The sequence below is a fragment of the Clostridium acetireducens DSM 10703 genome, assembly GCF_001758365.1.
Classification (GTDB): domain Bacteria; phylum Bacillota; class Clostridia; order Clostridiales; family Clostridiaceae; genus Clostridium_C; species Clostridium_C acetireducens.
Genome location: NZ_LZFO01000013.1, coordinates 1 through 15512 on the forward strand (window position 1 = coordinate 1; position 15512 = coordinate 15512).

The 15512-nt window shown below is 29.4% G+C and carries 15 protein-coding genes; 13 read left to right on the plus strand and 2 right to left on the minus strand.

The window, feature by feature from the left end:
- Positions 1-234 precede the first annotated feature (234 nt).
- The 11 genes from CLOACE_RS05535 (at position 235) to CLOACE_RS05585 (ending at position 11792) form a co-directional block, all read left to right on the plus strand.
- Positions 235-870 carry a redox-sensing transcriptional repressor Rex gene (locus tag CLOACE_RS05535; RefSeq protein WP_070110055.1) on the plus strand — a complete coding sequence of 212 codons (636 nt, stop codon included), beginning with the start codon at positions 235-237 and terminating at the stop codon, positions 868-870.
- A 214-nt stretch (positions 871-1084) separates the two neighbouring features.
- Complete coding sequence (locus CLOACE_RS05540) at positions 1085-1864, plus strand: short-chain-enoyl-CoA hydratase (RefSeq protein WP_070110057.1); 780 nt, start codon at positions 1085-1087, stop codon at positions 1862-1864.
- A gap of 13 nt (positions 1865-1877) precedes the next feature.
- Complete coding sequence (locus CLOACE_RS05545) at positions 1878-3017, plus strand: acyl-CoA dehydrogenase (RefSeq protein WP_070110059.1); 1140 nt, start codon at positions 1878-1880, stop codon at positions 3015-3017.
- 20 nt (positions 3018-3037) lie between these two features.
- A complete protein-coding gene (locus tag CLOACE_RS05550; RefSeq protein WP_070110061.1) occupies positions 3038-3817 on the plus strand; it encodes an electron transfer flavoprotein subunit beta/FixA family protein in 780 nt (259 codons plus the stop codon).
- Between the two features lie 20 nt (positions 3818-3837).
- Positions 3838-4857 (plus strand): electron transfer flavoprotein subunit alpha/FixB family protein, encoded by a 1020-nt coding sequence (locus CLOACE_RS05555; protein WP_070110063.1) that lies wholly within the window; start codon positions 3838-3840, stop codon positions 4855-4857.
- Between the two features lie 98 nt (positions 4858-4955).
- Positions 4956-5810: a 3-hydroxybutyryl-CoA dehydrogenase gene (locus CLOACE_RS05560; RefSeq protein WP_070110144.1), complete on the plus strand. Its 855-nt coding sequence runs from the start codon at positions 4956-4958 to the stop codon at positions 5808-5810.
- Positions 5811-5927: 117 nt separating this feature from the next.
- The gene (locus tag CLOACE_RS05565; protein WP_070110065.1) at positions 5928-6818 is read left to right on the plus strand and encodes a sulfide/dihydroorotate dehydrogenase-like FAD/NAD-binding protein; all 891 of its coding nucleotides are present in this window, start codon (positions 5928-5930) and stop codon (positions 6816-6818) included.
- Positions 6818-8203, plus strand: coding sequence for an NADPH-dependent glutamate synthase (gltA, locus tag CLOACE_RS05570; protein WP_070110067.1), 1386 nt, complete (start codon positions 6818-6820; stop codon positions 8201-8203). The genes CLOACE_RS05565 and gltA overlap by 1 nt, the downstream gene beginning before the upstream one ends.
- A gap of 111 nt (positions 8204-8314) precedes the next feature.
- The gene (locus CLOACE_RS05575) at positions 8315-9220 is read left to right on the plus strand and encodes a DNA-3-methyladenine glycosylase family protein (RefSeq protein WP_070110069.1); all 906 of its coding nucleotides are present in this window, start codon (positions 8315-8317) and stop codon (positions 9218-9220) included.
- Positions 9221-9447: 227 nt separating this feature from the next.
- A complete protein-coding gene (locus CLOACE_RS05580) occupies positions 9448-10932 on the plus strand; it encodes a 4Fe-4S dicluster domain-containing protein (RefSeq protein ID WP_070110071.1) in 1485 nt (494 codons plus the stop codon).
- 179 nt (positions 10933-11111) lie between these two features.
- Positions 11112-11792 (plus strand): TVP38/TMEM64 family protein, encoded by a 681-nt coding sequence (locus tag CLOACE_RS05585; protein ID WP_070110073.1) that lies wholly within the window; start codon positions 11112-11114, stop codon positions 11790-11792.
- A gap of 19 nt (positions 11793-11811) precedes the next feature.
- Here CLOACE_RS05585 and CLOACE_RS05590 read toward each other — a convergent pair whose 3' ends face one another.
- A complete protein-coding gene (locus tag CLOACE_RS05590) occupies positions 11812-12459 on the minus strand; it encodes a TIGR01906 family membrane protein (RefSeq protein ID WP_070110075.1) in 648 nt (215 codons plus the stop codon).
- Between the two features lie 310 nt (positions 12460-12769).
- Here CLOACE_RS05590 and groES point away from each other — a divergent pair, with 310 nt between their 5' ends.
- Positions 12770-13054, plus strand: coding sequence for a co-chaperone GroES (gene groES, locus CLOACE_RS05595; RefSeq protein ID WP_070110077.1), 285 nt, complete (start codon positions 12770-12772; stop codon positions 13052-13054).
- 44 nt (positions 13055-13098) lie between these two features.
- Positions 13099-14724 (plus strand): chaperonin GroEL, encoded by a 1626-nt coding sequence (groL, locus tag CLOACE_RS05600; protein WP_070110078.1) that lies wholly within the window; start codon positions 13099-13101, stop codon positions 14722-14724.
- Positions 14725-14762: 38 nt separating this feature from the next.
- On the opposite strand, the gene CLOACE_RS05605 is transcribed toward groL, so the two are convergent.
- On the minus strand, positions 14763-15494 hold the full coding sequence (locus CLOACE_RS05605; protein ID WP_070110080.1) for a tRNA lysidine(34) synthetase: 732 nt from the start codon (positions 15492-15494) through the stop codon (positions 14763-14765).
- Positions 15495-15512: the final 18 nt, after the last annotated feature.

Sequence of the window (15512 nt, forward strand, 5' to 3'; positions counted from 1 at the left end):
AAGTATTCACTCCTCTTTGTTGTGTATTTTTGGTGGTACTTAAATATTCGACATTTTGGGGTGAATTTCCTTTTTGAATAATAAAAAAGTTAGTAAAATCAATGATTATAAAATATGAAATTTACTCAATTATATATATACTATACAATAGTATATGGAATAATAGTAATTAATAAGAATTTGAAAGTAATGTTTGTTAATAAATTATTAAAATTGTTTGTATAGAGGTGTGTTATGGATAAGAAGAAGAATATATCAATGGCAGTAATTAAAAGATTACCTAAATATCATAGATATTTGGCAGAGTTAATGAAAAATGATGTTGATAGAATTTCATCAAAAGAACTTAGTGAAAAGATAGGTTTTACAGCATCTCAAATAAGACAGGATTTAAACTGTTTTGGAGATTTTGGACAGCAAGGGTATGGGTATAATATAAAAGAACTTTATAACGAAATTAGTATAATACTAGGTCTTACTAGAGAATATAAAACAGTAATAGTAGGTGCTGGTAACATAGGTCAAGCCTTGGCTAATTATACCAGATTTGAAAAATTAGGATTTTCTTTAGAAGGTATTTTTGATATTAATCCTAAATTAATAGGTTTAAAAATAAGAGATATTGAAGTAAAGGATATAGACTATTTGGAGCAGTTTTTAAAGAAAAATCACATTGATATAGGCGTAATTTGTGTTCAAAGTAAAAATGCACAAAAAGTATGTGATATATTAGTTAAAAATAATGTAAAAGGAATATGGAATTTTGCTCCAGTTGATTTAGTAGTTTCAGAAGATATAACAGTTGAAAATGTTCATTTAAGTGATAGTTTAATTACTTTAAGTTGTTTATTAAATGAAAGAAATAATTAAAATTTTAAATTTTAATTATTGCATAGATATTGATAAATATACAATTACAAAATGCTAACAAATTTTTGTTGTTAAAAAAATGAGAAAAGTCTGAACTTAGTATTGAAATATATTTAATTAAAGTATATAATAAGAATGAAGCGTTTAGCTTCAATTATTTTTGAATGTATTTGTTATAATATTAACAGACAATTAATTTGTGGGGAGGATTATTATGGAATTAAAAAACGTCATCCTCGAAAAAGAGGGTAAAATTGCTGTGGTTAAAATTAATAGACCTAAGCAACTAAATGCTTTAAATTCAGAAACCCTAACAGAATTAGAAGCTGTAGTAGATGAATTAGCATTAGATGATAATATCTTTGCAGTAATACTTACAGGAGAAGGAAAGGCATTTGTAGCAGGTGCAGACATAACAGAAATGAAAGACTTAAGAACAATAGAAGGTAGAAAGTTTGGAATATTAGGAAATAGAGTATTTAGAAAATTAGAATTATTAGAAAAACCAGTGATTGCAGCTGTAAATGGATTCGCATTAGGCGGAGGCTGTGAATTGTCAATGGCATGTGATATAAGAATAGCTTCAGCAAAAGCTAAATTTGGACAACCAGAAGTAGGACTAGGAATAACCCCAGGATTTGGAGGAACTCAAAGACTTCCAAGATTAGTTGGAATGGGAATGGCTAAACAATTAATATATACATCTGAAATTATAAAAGCAGAAGAAGCTTTTAGAATTGGACTTGTAAATAAAGTTGTTGAGCCAGAAAAGTTAATGGATGAAGCAAAAGCTTTAGCCAACAACATAGCTGAACAAGCACCTATTGCTGTAAAGCTTTGCAAGGCAGCCATAAATAAAGGCATGCAATGCGATGTGGATACAGCATTAGCATATGAATCAGAAGTTTTCGGCGAATGTTTCTCAACAGAAGATCAAAAAGAAGGAATGACAGCATTCGTTGAAAAAAGAGAAAAATGCTTTAAAAACAGATAGGAGGTAAAGGTAAATGAATTTTGCATTAACAAGAGAACAAGAATTTGTTAGACAAATGGTAAGAGAGTTTGCTGAAAATGAAGTTAAACCTTTAGCAGCAGAAATTGATGAAACAGAAAGATTCCCAATGGAAACTGTTGAAAAAATGGCTAAGTATAACATTATGGGTATACCATTTTCAAAAGAATATGGTGGAGCAGGTGGAGATGTTCTTTCATACGTTATAACTGTAGAAGAACTATCAAAAGTTTGCGCATCAACAGGTGTTATAGTTTCAGCTCATACATCATTATGTGCATCATTAATAAACGAACATGGAACAGAAGAACAAAAACAAAAATATTTAATTCCATTAGCAAAAGGTGAAAAACTTGGTGCTTTTGGTTTAACTGAACCAAACGCTGGAACAGATGCAGCAGGACAACAAACTGTAGCTGTTTTAGATGGAGACAACTATGTTATAAATGGTTCAAAAATATTTATAACAAATGGTGGAGCAGCTGATGTTTTCTGCATATTTGCAATGACAGATAAGAGCAAAGGCGTAAAAGGAATATCATGCTTTATAGTTGAAAAAGGAGATAAAGGATTCTCAATTGGTAAAGTAGAAGATAAGATGGGAATTAGAGCATCATCAACTACAGAACTTGTATTTGAAGATTGTGTAATTCCAAAAGATAGATTAGTAGGAAAAGAAGGAAAAGGCTTTGGTATAGCAATGCATACTCTTGATGGAGGAAGAATTGGTATAGCAGCTCAAGCTTTAGGTATAGCTGAAGGAGCTTTTGAAGAAGCTAAAACATATATGAAAGAAAGAAAACAATTTGGTAGATCATTAGATAAATTCCAAGGATTAGCATGGATGATGGTTGATATGGATGTTCAAATCCAAGCAGCTAAGCATTTAGTATATGAAGCAGCATGGAGAAAAGACAATGGACTTTCATATACAGTTGAAGCAGCAAGAGCTAAATTAGTTGCAGCTAATACTGCTATGGATGTAACTACTAAAGCAGTTCAATTATTCGGTGGATATGGATACACTAAGGATTATCCAGTTGAAAGAATGATGAGAGATGCTAAGATAACAGAAATATATGAAGGAACTTCACAAGTTCAAAAGCTAGTTATAGCAAATCATATATTTAAATAAGAATAAGGAGGGTTTGAACTATGAAAATAGTTGTTTGCTTAAAGCAAGTTCCAGATACAAATGAAGTTAAAATTGATCCAAAAACAGGAACTCTTATAAGAGAAGGTGTTCCTTCAATAATAAATCCAGATGATAAAAACGCTTTAGAAGAAGCATTAGTTCTAAAAGAAGAAAATGGTGCACATGTTACAGTAGTAAGCATGGGACCACCACAAGCTGAAGCAGCTTTAAGAGAAGCTTTAGCTATGGGAGCAGACGAAGCTATATTAGTATCAGACAGAGCTTTCGCAGGAGCTGATACATTAGCTACATCAAATGCTTTAGCAGGAGCATTAAGACAATTAGATTACGATATAATATTTGCTGGAAGACAAGCTATAGATGGAGATACTGCTCAAGTTGGACCAGAAATAGCTGAACACTTAGGACTTCCACAAGTTACTTATGTTGAAGAAGTAAAAGTTAATGGTAATGAATTAGAAGTTAGAAGAGCTTGGGAAGACGGATATGAAACTCTAACAGTAAAAACACCAGTTCTTTTAACAGCTATAAAAGAATTAAATGAACCTAGATACATGAGTATAGGAAACATTTTCGAAGTTTTCAATAAGGAAATTAAGGTTTGGAGTGCAGATGATATAAAGGTTGATAAATCCCTTCTTGGCCTTAAAGGTTCAGCAACAAAGGTTAAGAAGTCAATGACAAAAGAAGCAAAAGGTAAAGGTGAAGTAGTTAACATGCCACCTAAAGAAGCAGCAGCATATGCGGTTTCTAAATTAAAAGAAAAACACTATATTTAATAGAGTAGGAGGGATTTTAAATGAATATAGCAGATTACAAAGGCGTTTGGGTATTTGCTGAACAAAGAGACGGAGAACTTCAAAAAGTTGCTTTACAACTTTTAGGAAAAGGAAGAGAATTAGCTGATAAATTAGGAGTTGAATTAACTGCATTACTAATTGGTGATGAAGTTGATAATATAGCAGAAGAATTAGCAGCTCACGGAGCTGACAAAGTTCTATATTTAGAACATCCACTATTAAAGCATTTTACAACTGATGGTTATGCAAAAGTTATATGTGATACAGTAAATGAAAGAAAACCAGAAGTAGTATTAGTTGGTGCTACATTCTTAGGAAGAGACTTAGGACCAAGAGTTGCTGGAAGACTTAACACAGGTTTAACAGCAGATTGTACTGGACTTGATGTTTCAGAAGAAAGAAACTTATTAATGACAAGACCAGCTTTTGGTGGAAACTTAATGGCTACAATAGCTTGCGAAGAAAGAAGACCTCAAATGTCAACAGTAAGACCAGGAGTTTTCGAAGCTTTATCAAAAACTGATAAAAAAGGTGAAATAGAAAAAGTTACACCAGCAATTGCTGAATCAGATATCAGAACTAAAGTTGGCGAAGTTGTTAAATCATTAAAAGACGTTATTGACATCAGTGAAGCTGAAATATTAGTATCTGGTGGTAGAGGAATAGGTTCAAAAGAAAAATTTGAATTATTAAAAGAATTAGCAGATGCATTTGGCGGAGATGCTTCAATATCAGGATCCCGTGCTACTGTAGATGCTGGTTGGATTGACAAAAACTATCAAGTTGGACAAACAGGAAAAACTGTAAGACCTAAAGTTTACATAGCTTGCGGTATTTCAGGAGCTATTCAACATTTAGCAGGTATGTCAGACAGTGATTTCATAATTGCTGTAAACAAAGATGAAGATGCACCAATAATGCAAGTTGCAGACTTAGGATTAGTAGGTGACTTAAACAAAGTAATTCCAGAAATGATAAATGGAATAAATGCATTAAAAGCTGCAGAAGAAAATAAATAGTTAATACAATACTTGCCTATTTAATTATAGGCAAGTATATAAAATATTAAATATAGTATAATATATATATATTTAAAATTTGAGGAGGGTTTTTTATGATTAAAAAGGTAGCTATTGACGGTCGTGGTACTATGGGTACAGGTATAGCACAAGTTTTTGCTTCAAAAGGATATGAAGTAATAATAAAGGTTAGAAACATAGACCCATCTCTTACTAGAAAAGGTAAGGCAGGAGTAAAAACTAACCTTTCAAAAAGAGTTGCTAAAGGCAAAATGGAAGAAGCAGATATGAATGCAATTCTTGATAGAATTACAGAAACTACAGATATAAATGATTTAAAAGATTGTGATTTAATAATAGAAGCAGCAAGTGAAGATATGGAATTAAAGAAAAAAGCATTTGCTGAATTTGATAAAGTTTGTAAGCCAGAAGCAATATTAGCTACAAACACATCATCTCTTTCAATAACAGAAATAGCATCAGCTACTAATAGACCAGAAAAAGTAATAGGAATGCATTTCTTTAATCCAGTTCCAGCTATGAAACTAGTAGAAGTAATCAGAGGAATAGCTACTTCACAAGAAGTTTTTGACGCTATAAAAGAAGCTTCAGAAGCTATAGGAAAAACTCCAGTTGAAGTTGCTGAAGCTCCAGGATTTGTTGTAAACAGAATATTAATTCCAATGATCAATGAAGGTATCGGAATTTTAGCAGAAGGTATTGCTTCAGCTGAAGATATAGATACATCAATGAAACTTGGCGCTAATCATCCAATGGGACCTCTAGCTTTAGGAGATCTTATAGGATTAGACGTATGCTTAGCTATAATGGAAGTACTTTATACTGAAACAGGAGATTCAAAATACAGACCACATCCATTACTAAGAAAATATGTTAGAGCAGGATACTTAGGAAGAAAAACTAAAAAAGGATTCTTTGATTATACAAAATAAGGCAATTTTAAAAAAGCCATTGAAGTTTTCAATGGCTTTTTTTTAGAAATTGAGAATTTTAAAAAAATAGTGTATAATTAGATTATATAAATCTAAGTTTAAGATGGAGGAATGAATATGTATAAAATATTAACTAAAAAGCAATTGGCGCCAAAAATATACATGATGGATATTGAAGCACCAAGAGTAGCAAAATCAGCATTACCTGGTCAATTTATAATTTTAAGAATTGATGAAAAAGGTGAAAGAATACCTCTAACTGTATGCGATTACGATAGAGAAGCAGGCACTATAACTATAGTATTCCAAGTAATTGGTGGATCAACTATGGAATTAGCAAAATATGAAGCTGGAGACGCTATAGCTGACTTTGTTGGACCACTAGGACAACCTTCAGAACTTGTACATGAAGAAAAAGAATCTTTAAAGAAAAAGAAAATAATTTTTATTGCCGGTGGAGTTGGTGCTGCACCAGTATATCCTCAAGTAAAATGGTTACATGAACATGGAGTAGATGCAGATGTTATAATCGGCGGAAAGTCCAAAGATTTTATACTTTTTGAAGATGAAATGAAAAAAGTAGCAGGAAATGTTTACATAGCTACAGATGATGGTTCCTATGGATTTAATGGTATGGTTACAGATTGTCTAAAAGATTTAGTTGAAAATCAAGGAAAGAAATATGATTTAGTAGTTGCAATAGGACCTATGATAATGATGAAGTTTGTTTGCAAATTAACAAAAGAATTAGGTTTAAAGACAATTGTAAGCTTAAATATGTTAATGGTTGATGGTACAGGAATGTGTGGAGCTTGTAGAGTAACTGTAGGCGGAGAAACTAAATTTGCATGTGTAGATGGACCAGAATTTGATGGTCACCAAGTAGATTTTGAAGAAGCTATGAGAAGACAAGCTATGTACAAAACAGAAGAAGGAAAGCTATTCTTAGAAGCGCAAGAAAAAGCAGAAGGTCATGTGTGTCACGTTGGTTTAGGAGGCGATAAATAATGGATAGAATGAAGAGAATTCCAATAACAGAACAAGATCCAAAAGTAAGAGCAACAAATTTTGATGAAGTATGTTTAGGATATACAAAAGAAGAAGCAATGAAAGAAGCAAGCAGATGCTTAAATTGTAAAAAACCTATGTGTGTAACTAAATGTCCTGTATCAATTAGTATACCAGAATTTATCCAACATGTTAAAAATGGTGAATTTGAAGAAGCTGCTAGAGTTATAGCTAGATCAAGTGCACTTCCAGCAGTATGTGGAAGAGTTTGTCCTCAAGAAAACCAATGCGAAGGTAAATGCGTACTTGGAAATAAGGGAGAAGCTATAGCTATAGGAAAATTAGAAAGATTCGTAGCAGACTGGGCAAGAGAAAACAATGTAAATGTAGCAGAAACTAAGCCAAGCAACGGAAAGAAAGTTGCTGTTATAGGAAGTGGTCCTTCAGGACTTACTTGTGCTGGTGACTTAGCTAAAATGGGATATGACGTAACTATTTTTGAATCACTACATGAAGCAGGCGGAGTTTTAGTATATGGTATTCCAGAATTCAGACTTCCAAAAGAAAAAGTAGTTAAAGCAGAAGTAGAAAATCTTAAAAAATTAGGCGTTAAAATTGAAACTAACGTTATAATTGGTAGAACTGTTACTGTAGATAGTTTAATTGATGATGAAAAATTTGATGCTGTATTTATAGGATCAGGAGCAGGTCTTCCTATGTTTATGGGAATACCAGGAGAAAACTTAAATGGTGTATTCTCAGCTAATGAATATTTAACTAGAAATAATTTAATGAAAGCGTTTAGAGAAGATTATATTACACCTATTAAAGCTGGAAAGAAAGTTGCAGTAGTAGGTGGCGGTAACGTTGCTATGGACGCTGCAAGAACTGCTTTAAGATTAGGTGCAGAATCTCATATAGTATACAGAAGATCAGAAGAAGAACTTCCAGCAAGAGCTGAAGAAGTTCATCACGCTAAAGAAGAAGGCGTAATATTTGACCTTCTAACTAACCCAGTTGAAATCTTAGAAGATGAAAAAGGTTGGGTTAAAGGAATGAAATGTGTAAGAATGGAATTAGGTGAACCAGATGCTTCAGGAAGAAGAAGACCAGTTCCAATAGAAGGTTCAGAATTTGTAATGGATGTAGATACTGTTATAATGTCATTAGGAACAAAAGCAAATCCATTAGTAGCTAATACTACTAAGGGAGTAGAAATTAATAAAAAGAAATGTGTAATTGCAGATGAAGAAACAGGTCTTACAACTAGAGAAGGAGTATATGCTGGTGGAGACGCCGTAACAGGTGCAGCTACAGTTATATTAGCTATGGGAGCTGGAAAGAAAGCTGCTAAAGCAATTGACGAATATTTATCAAATAAATAGTTGATTTAATATAAACCAGTAAGTGGTATTAACTGCTTGCTGGTTTTTTTATTATTTATATGTATATAATATAATTAATTACATATAAATTTGATTTAAGGAGGTATTTAATTGGATTTTAATAGAGTTGAAAGTTTTCATAATGGAGTAATAATAAAAGATGTTGTGAATTTTGAGTTACCACATATATTTGAATGTGGTCAATGTTTTAGATGGAATAAGCAGCCAAATGGAAATTACATAGGAGTTGTTAAAGGAAATGTTATAGAAGTAGAAAAAAAACATAAGGATGTTTTAATATATAATATTAATCAAGAAGATTTTAAAAATGTGTGGGCAGATTATTTTGACTTATATAGAGATTACGATGAAATTAAAATATTAGTTGGTCAGGATGAAATATTAAAAAAATCTGTAGAATTTGGCAGCGGAATAAGATTATTAAAACAAGATCCTTATGAAGTTATAATATCTTTTATAATATCTGCTAATAATAGAATACCTATGATAAAAAGAGCTATAAATAATATAAGTAAAAAATGGGGTAAAAAATTAACTTATAAAGACAAAGAATATTATACATTTCCGAGTTATAATGACTTGAGTAATGTATCTATTGAAGAATTGGAAGAATGCGGTGTAGGATTTAGAGCTAAATACATAAAGGATACAGTTGAAAAAATTAATAATAGGGGAAATATTAATAAAAGTGGATATATTAAAGAATTTGATATAGAGTGGATTAAAAATCAAGAAGATGACATATGTCATAAAGAATTAATGAAATTTAGTGGAATAGGTCCTAAGGTAGCAGATTGTATAATGTTATTTTCCATGGGAAAGTATTCAGCTTTTCCAGTAGATGTATGGGTAAAAAGAGCTATGCAAGATTTTTATTTAGCTCCAGATGTATCTTTAAAAAAGATTAGAGACTTTGGAAGAAATAAATTTGGTGCTTTATCAGGATTTGCACAACAATATTTATTTTATTTTGCTAGAGAAAATAAAATAATATAGTAAAAATTTTGAATTTATTTACTAAAATAGCTGTATAATTTTTAACAACTTTAAACGTTTTTATAAAATAAAAAAATGTAGAAATTTGACTAAAAAAATAAATTAAAAAAGCGTTACATTTTCTTTAGTAATCTGGTATTATAGTGTTGATAAAGGTTTTTGCATAAATAATAATTAGTATGTTTGTTTAAAATGATATGGTTTACACTAATAGGAGGTAAGTTAAATTGATAACATTTGAAACTCAATTAAAAGAATTAAAGTATAAAGTTTTAAAGGAAATAGCTACTTTAGCTAAAAATGGTGAATTAAATAAAGATTCTTTAGAAAACATTTCTACAAAAATAATACAAGGGGATAAACCTCAATATAGATGCTGTGTTTATAGGGAAAGAGCTATAGTATATGAATCAGCTCGTCTAGCAGCTGGATTTAAGCCTAGTCCAGAAATAACTTCTGATTTAGAGGAAACAAATGAGGGACAAATAATATATGTAATTTCATCTGCTTGTGATAAATGTCCAATTGATAGATTTACAGTAACAGAAGCCTGTAGAGGGTGTGTACAACACAAGTGTATGGAAGTGTGTGGTAGAAATGCAATTACAAGAGTGGCTGGAAAAGCTTATATAAATCAAGATTTATGTATAGAATGTGGAATGTGCAAAAAAGCTTGTCCTTACAATGCCATAGCAGAAGTTATGAGACCATGTAAAAGAGCATGTCCTACAGCAGCTCTTGATATAGATCAAGAAACAAAAATAGCTATGATAAAAGAGGAAGATTGTATAAACTGTGGTGCTTGTATGGCAGCATGTCCTTTTGGAGCAATATTAGATAAAAGCTATATAGCAAATGTTACAAAGGCTTTAATAGATAAGAAAAAGGTTTATGCAGTAGTAGCTCCTGCTGTAACAGGACAATTTGGACCAAAGGTTACAGTTGGACAAGTTAAAGATGCTTTTAAAAAGATAGGATTTACAGATATGGTTGAAGCAGCTTGTGGTGCAGATGCTGTAACAGTTCATGAAAGTAATGAATTTGTTGAAAGAATGGAAGAAGGACATAAATATATGACAAATTCTTGTTGTCCAGGCTTTATGAGTTATATAGAAAAAAAATTCCCAACTGAAGTTGAAAAAATATCTGGAACAGTATCTCCTATGATCGCTACTGGAAGATATATAAAGAAAAATGATGCTGATGCTGTAGTTGTATTTGTAGGACCATGTACAGCAAAAAAATCAGAAGCTTTAAGACCAACTATAAAAGATGCAGTAGATTATGTCATGACTTTTGAAGAGTTAGCTGCACTTATGGGGGCTTTTGATATAGATCCAGAAAGCTGTGAAAACATAGAAGTTGATGATGGTTCATCCTTTGGTAGAGGATTTGCTCAAGGTGGAGGATTAACATCAGCTATACAAAACTATGTAAAAGATAAAGAGATAGATATAGACTTTAAGCCAGTTAGAATAAGTGGATCAGAAGAATTAAAGAAAACTATGACTTTAGCTAAAATTGGAAGATTACCAGGAAACTTTATTGAAGGTATGATGTGCGAAGGCGGCTGTATTGGTGGACCAGGTAATATGGTTTCAATTATGAAATCTAGACCTCAATTAAATAAGTTTAGTAAAGAATCTTCTAAACAAGCAGTGCTTGAAAATGATAAAATTAAGGATTTTGAAGATGTTAATTTAGAAAGATAATATAAAAGCAAAAAAGCAAATTTGTATTTACAAGTTTGCTTTTTTATTTGTCTTAAATATTTATTTTATAAAATAATACAAAAACATTAAAATATTTACAAAGATATTAATATTTTTTGATAATATAATTATCAATATATATTAATACTAATTAAAAGTAATAAAAAAAGGGTGAAGATATGAAAAAGTTTTTTAATAAGTATAAAAATTATAGTTTTATAGCAATATTTTTATTAATAACTTTGTATATTACATATGAATATTATAATAAGTATTTTTATATGTTAAAAAATCCATATAAGGTAAAAAGTTTTATATTAAGTTATGGTAAATATGGATTTGTTGTTTTTATATTATTGCAAATTATACAAGTGGTAGCGTTTTTTATTCCAGGTGAAATAATACAAATTACTGGAGGGTATATATATGGAACTGTAGTAGGTACTATATTGTCTTTAATAGGTATAACTATAGGAAGCTGTATAACCTTTTTTACTTCTTATTTGTTTGGAAAATCCTTTACTAAAAAAATAATTCCTAGGAAGGATTTTAAATTTTTTAATAAAATATTAAAATTTGGAGATATAAATATTATAGTGTTCCTATTATATCTAATTCCAGGTATTCCCAAAGACGTATTAGGATATATATGTGGAATAGCAAACATTAATTTTAAGAATTTTTTAATGTATTCTACTATAGGAAGAATACCAGGTATAATAGTTTCTTCGTATTTTGGTCGTAATTTAAATTCAGGGAATAATATAACTTTAATAACCATAGCTATAGTAATGACTATACTATTTTTTATAGGTGTTTATAAAGGAGAAAAAATTATTAAAAATATTATTAGTAAATAAAAAATCTAATCTAAAATAATTATTTTAGATTAGATTTTTTATTTAATGATTTATATATAATAAATAATAATATTCCTTGTAATATTGTTATTAGTAGTATAATTAAGCTACAATGCAAAAAAAATTCTATAGGAAGTATATTTATTACAGGATCTTTTTCAGGATCAAAAATCCAATAGTTATTACCAAATGTTATTTTATGAAATAATGTAAATGTTTTGTTAAAATTTATAACTAATATAGTAATTAAAATCAAAGGTAAAGTTAATAAAAATTTAGAACATAGTTTAATAATGTAAAAATCTTTATTTTTTATTATTGAATAATAAAAGAAAATTAAGGTAATAGTACAGATATAAAATAAATAGGTTAATATAGTAAAAATATTTTTTACTTCTTCAAAGTGTATTATTCCTTCTTTAGATGAAGGTAAATTAGGTAATTTGAAATTAACATAAGAATTATTTGAAAGATAGTTTATTATGTAATCATAATTTGTTTTTATGGATTCTATACTTAAATTAGATAATTTATTTATATTTAGATTATATATTTCAAAATAATATAGCTGTTTAATTTTTAACACTATATTAAAGGATAATAATAAAGAAAATAACAATGAAATAAATATAAATGCTATTTTAAAGAAAATATTAGTTTTTTTCATAAAAATAAAATAACCTCCTAAAAATTTATTATATTCTTATTTTATAAAGTTTTTAATATAATATATATGGATAATTAAGAATATAGTAGATAAATTTAGGAATATTACGAAAAATAATGAAAAGTCAAATTAAGTTCATATAATTACTTTACATTATATAATATTATATTATATGGGATTTGATATAATAAATACAATTAATTATCATAATAATTGTATTAGCACTCAATATTAATGAGTGCTAACAAATAAATTTAGTATATTTTATTGAAAATAAATAATATAAAAATATTTAAGGAGGGGTTTTAAAATGAAAATAAGACCACTTGGAGACAGAGTTGTTATTAAAAGATTAGAGGCTGAAGAAACTACAAAAAGCGGAATAGTATTGCCAGGAGCTGCTAAAGAAAAGCCTCAACAAGCAGAAGTTATTGCGGTAGGACCTGGAGGAGTAGTAAATGACAAAGAGATAAAAATGGAAGTTAAAGTAGGAGATAAGGTATTATTCTCAAAATATGCTGGAAATGAAGTTAAAATTGATAGTGAGGAATATATAATTTTAAGACAAGATGATATATTAGGAGTATTAGAATAATTTAGTATGAAATTATAACTTAAAATTAAGTAGGAGGGTTCAAAATGGCAAAGAGTATAAAATTTAGTGAAGATGCAAGAAGAACTATGCAAAAAGGTGTAGATAAATTAGCTAATACTGTTAAAGTTACACTTGGACCAAAAGGAAGAAATGTTGTATTAGATAAAAAATTTGGTTCACCACTTATAACAAATGATGGTGTTACTATAGCTAGAGAAATAGAATTAGAAGATCCATATGAAAATATGGGAGCACAATTAGTTAAGGAAGTTGCTACAAAAACAAACGATGTTGCAGGAGATGGTACTACAACAGCTACATTACTTGCTCAAGCTATAATAAGAGAAGGATTAAAAAATGTTACAGCAGGAGCAAATCCTATATTTGTAAGACAAGGTATTAAGATGGCTGTAGATAAATCAGTAGAAGAAATAAAGAAAATATCAAAGCCTATTAATGGAAAAGAAGATATAGCTAGAGTTGCAGCTATTTCAGCAGCAGATGAAGAAATAGGAAAATTAATAGCAGATGCTATGGAAAAAGTAGGAAATGAAGGAGTTATTACAGTAGAAGAATCAAAATCTATGGGTACAGAATTAGATATAGTTGAAGGAATGCAGTTTGATAGAGGATATGTAAGTCCATATATGGTAACAGATACAGAAAAAATGGAAGCATCCTTAGATGAACCTTATATTTTAATCACGGATAAGAAGATATCTAATATTCAAGAAATTCTTCCTGTATTAGAACAAATAGTTCAACAAGGCAGAAAACTATTAGTAATAGCTGAAGATATAGAAGGAGAAGCATTAGCTACATTAGTTGTTAATAAATTAAGAGGAACATTTACTTGCGTAGCAGTAAAGGCTCCTGGATTTGGAGATAGAAGAAAAGAAATGCTTCAAGACATAGCAATTCTTACTGGAGGTCAAGTAATTTCAGAAGAAGTTGGCAGAGATTTAAAAGAAACAACAATTGATATGCTAGGAAGAGCAGAATCTGTAAAAATTTCTAAAGAAAATACTACAATAGTAAATGGAAGAGGAGATAAAACTCTTATTAAAGATAGAGTAAATCAAATTAAAACTCAAATTGAGGAAACTACTTCTGATTTCGATAAAGAAAAACTTCAAGAAAGACTTGCAAAATTAGCAGGAGGAGTAGCTGTTATAAAAGTTGGAGCTGCTACAGAAACTGAATTAAAAGAAAGCAAACTAAGAATAGAAGATGCTTTAGCAGCTACAAAAGCAGCAGTAGAAGAAGGAATTGTTCCAGGTGGTGGAACAGCTTATGTAGACATAATACCAAAAATGTCAGAATTAACTTCTGAAAATTTAGATGTTAAATTAGGTATAGACATAGTTACGAAAGCTCTTGAAGAACCAGTAAGACAAATTGCAGATAATGCAGGAGTTGAAGGTTCAGTTGTAATAGAAAAAGTTAAAAGTACTGATTCTGGAATGGGATATGATGCATTAAATAATGATTATGTAGATATGATTAAAGCAGGAATAGTAGATCCAACAAAAGTTAATAGATCTGCTTTACAAAATGCTGCATCAATTGCTGCTACTTTCTTAACAACAGAAGCTGCAATTGCTGATATTCCTGAAAAAAATAATGCTCCAATGCCAGCACCAGGAATGGATATGGAAGGAATGTATTAATAATTAATAGGTATGATACAATTGTATCATACCTATATTTATTTCCATAAATTTTTATAATCTACATTAGATAATGAAGTAATAATTTTATTTTGAGCATCAGGATAGTAGCATTCTAACTTTTTTAATAAAATTTTCATTTCTTCTCTCTTTGTTTTTTTATCTTTAGGACATAAATTCTTTACTATAGGTAAATTTAATTCTTGTATTAATTTTTTAATTAAGTCTTCTCTTATGTATATTAAGGGTCTTATAATATTTATATTTTTATCTTTATAATATATATTCGGATGAAATGTTCCAAGCTTTCCTACATTTAATATATTCATAAATAGTGTTTCAATAACGTCATCACTATTATGACCTAAAGCTATTTTATTCATATTATATTTTTTAGCTACTCTAACTAAAGCTCCTTTTCTTAATTTTGAACATAATGAGCAAGGATTTTTCTCTTTTCTATCTTGGAAAATAACTTCAGCTATATTGGTTTTTTCTATTAACAAAGGTATGTGGTTTAAATTACAAAATTCTTTTATAGAGTTAAAATTCATATCAAAACCTAAGTCTATATGTAATGCTGTAAATGTAAAATCTTTTATTGCAGTTAATTGAATAAGTTTTAGCACAAATAATAAAAATATGCTGTCTTTTCCTCCAGATAATGCTACAGCTACATTATCACCACTTTCTATCATATTAAAATTGTCAATAGCTTTTCTTACGTTTTTTAAAAACATTTTATTATATTTTCTTTCAAATTTTATCATAATAAACCTCCATATTAA

Coding starts and splice junctions, on each gene's coding strand:
- CLOACE_RS05550 (WP_070110061.1), top strand. CDS start 3,038: ATGAAAATAGTTGTTTGCTTAAAGCAAGTTCCAGATACAAATGAAGTT.
- groES (WP_070110077.1), top strand. CDS start 12,770: ATGAAAATAAGACCACTTGGAGACAGAGTTGTTATTAAAAGATTAGAG.
- CLOACE_RS05585 (WP_070110073.1), top strand. CDS start 11,112: ATGAAAAAGTTTTTTAATAAGTATAAAAATTATAGTTTTATAGCAATA.
- CLOACE_RS05545 (WP_070110059.1), top strand. CDS start 1,878: ATGAATTTTGCATTAACAAGAGAACAAGAATTTGTTAGACAAATGGTA.
- CLOACE_RS05605 (WP_070110080.1), bottom strand. CDS start 15,494: ATGATAAAATTTGAAAGAAAATATAATAAAATGTTTTTAAAAAACGTA.
- CLOACE_RS05535 (WP_070110055.1), top strand. CDS start 235: ATGGATAAGAAGAAGAATATATCAATGGCAGTAATTAAAAGATTACCT.
- CLOACE_RS05540 (WP_070110057.1), top strand. CDS start 1,085: ATGGAATTAAAAAACGTCATCCTCGAAAAAGAGGGTAAAATTGCTGTG.
- CLOACE_RS05555 (WP_070110063.1), top strand. CDS start 3,838: ATGAATATAGCAGATTACAAAGGCGTTTGGGTATTTGCTGAACAAAGA.
- gltA (WP_070110067.1), top strand. CDS start 6,818: ATGGATAGAATGAAGAGAATTCCAATAACAGAACAAGATCCAAAAGTA.
- CLOACE_RS05565 (WP_070110065.1), top strand. CDS start 5,928: ATGTATAAAATATTAACTAAAAAGCAATTGGCGCCAAAAATATACATG.
- CLOACE_RS05590 (WP_070110075.1), bottom strand. CDS start 12,459: ATGAAAAAAACTAATATTTTCTTTAAAATAGCATTTATATTTATTTCA.
- groL (WP_070110078.1), top strand. CDS start 13,099: ATGGCAAAGAGTATAAAATTTAGTGAAGATGCAAGAAGAACTATGCAA.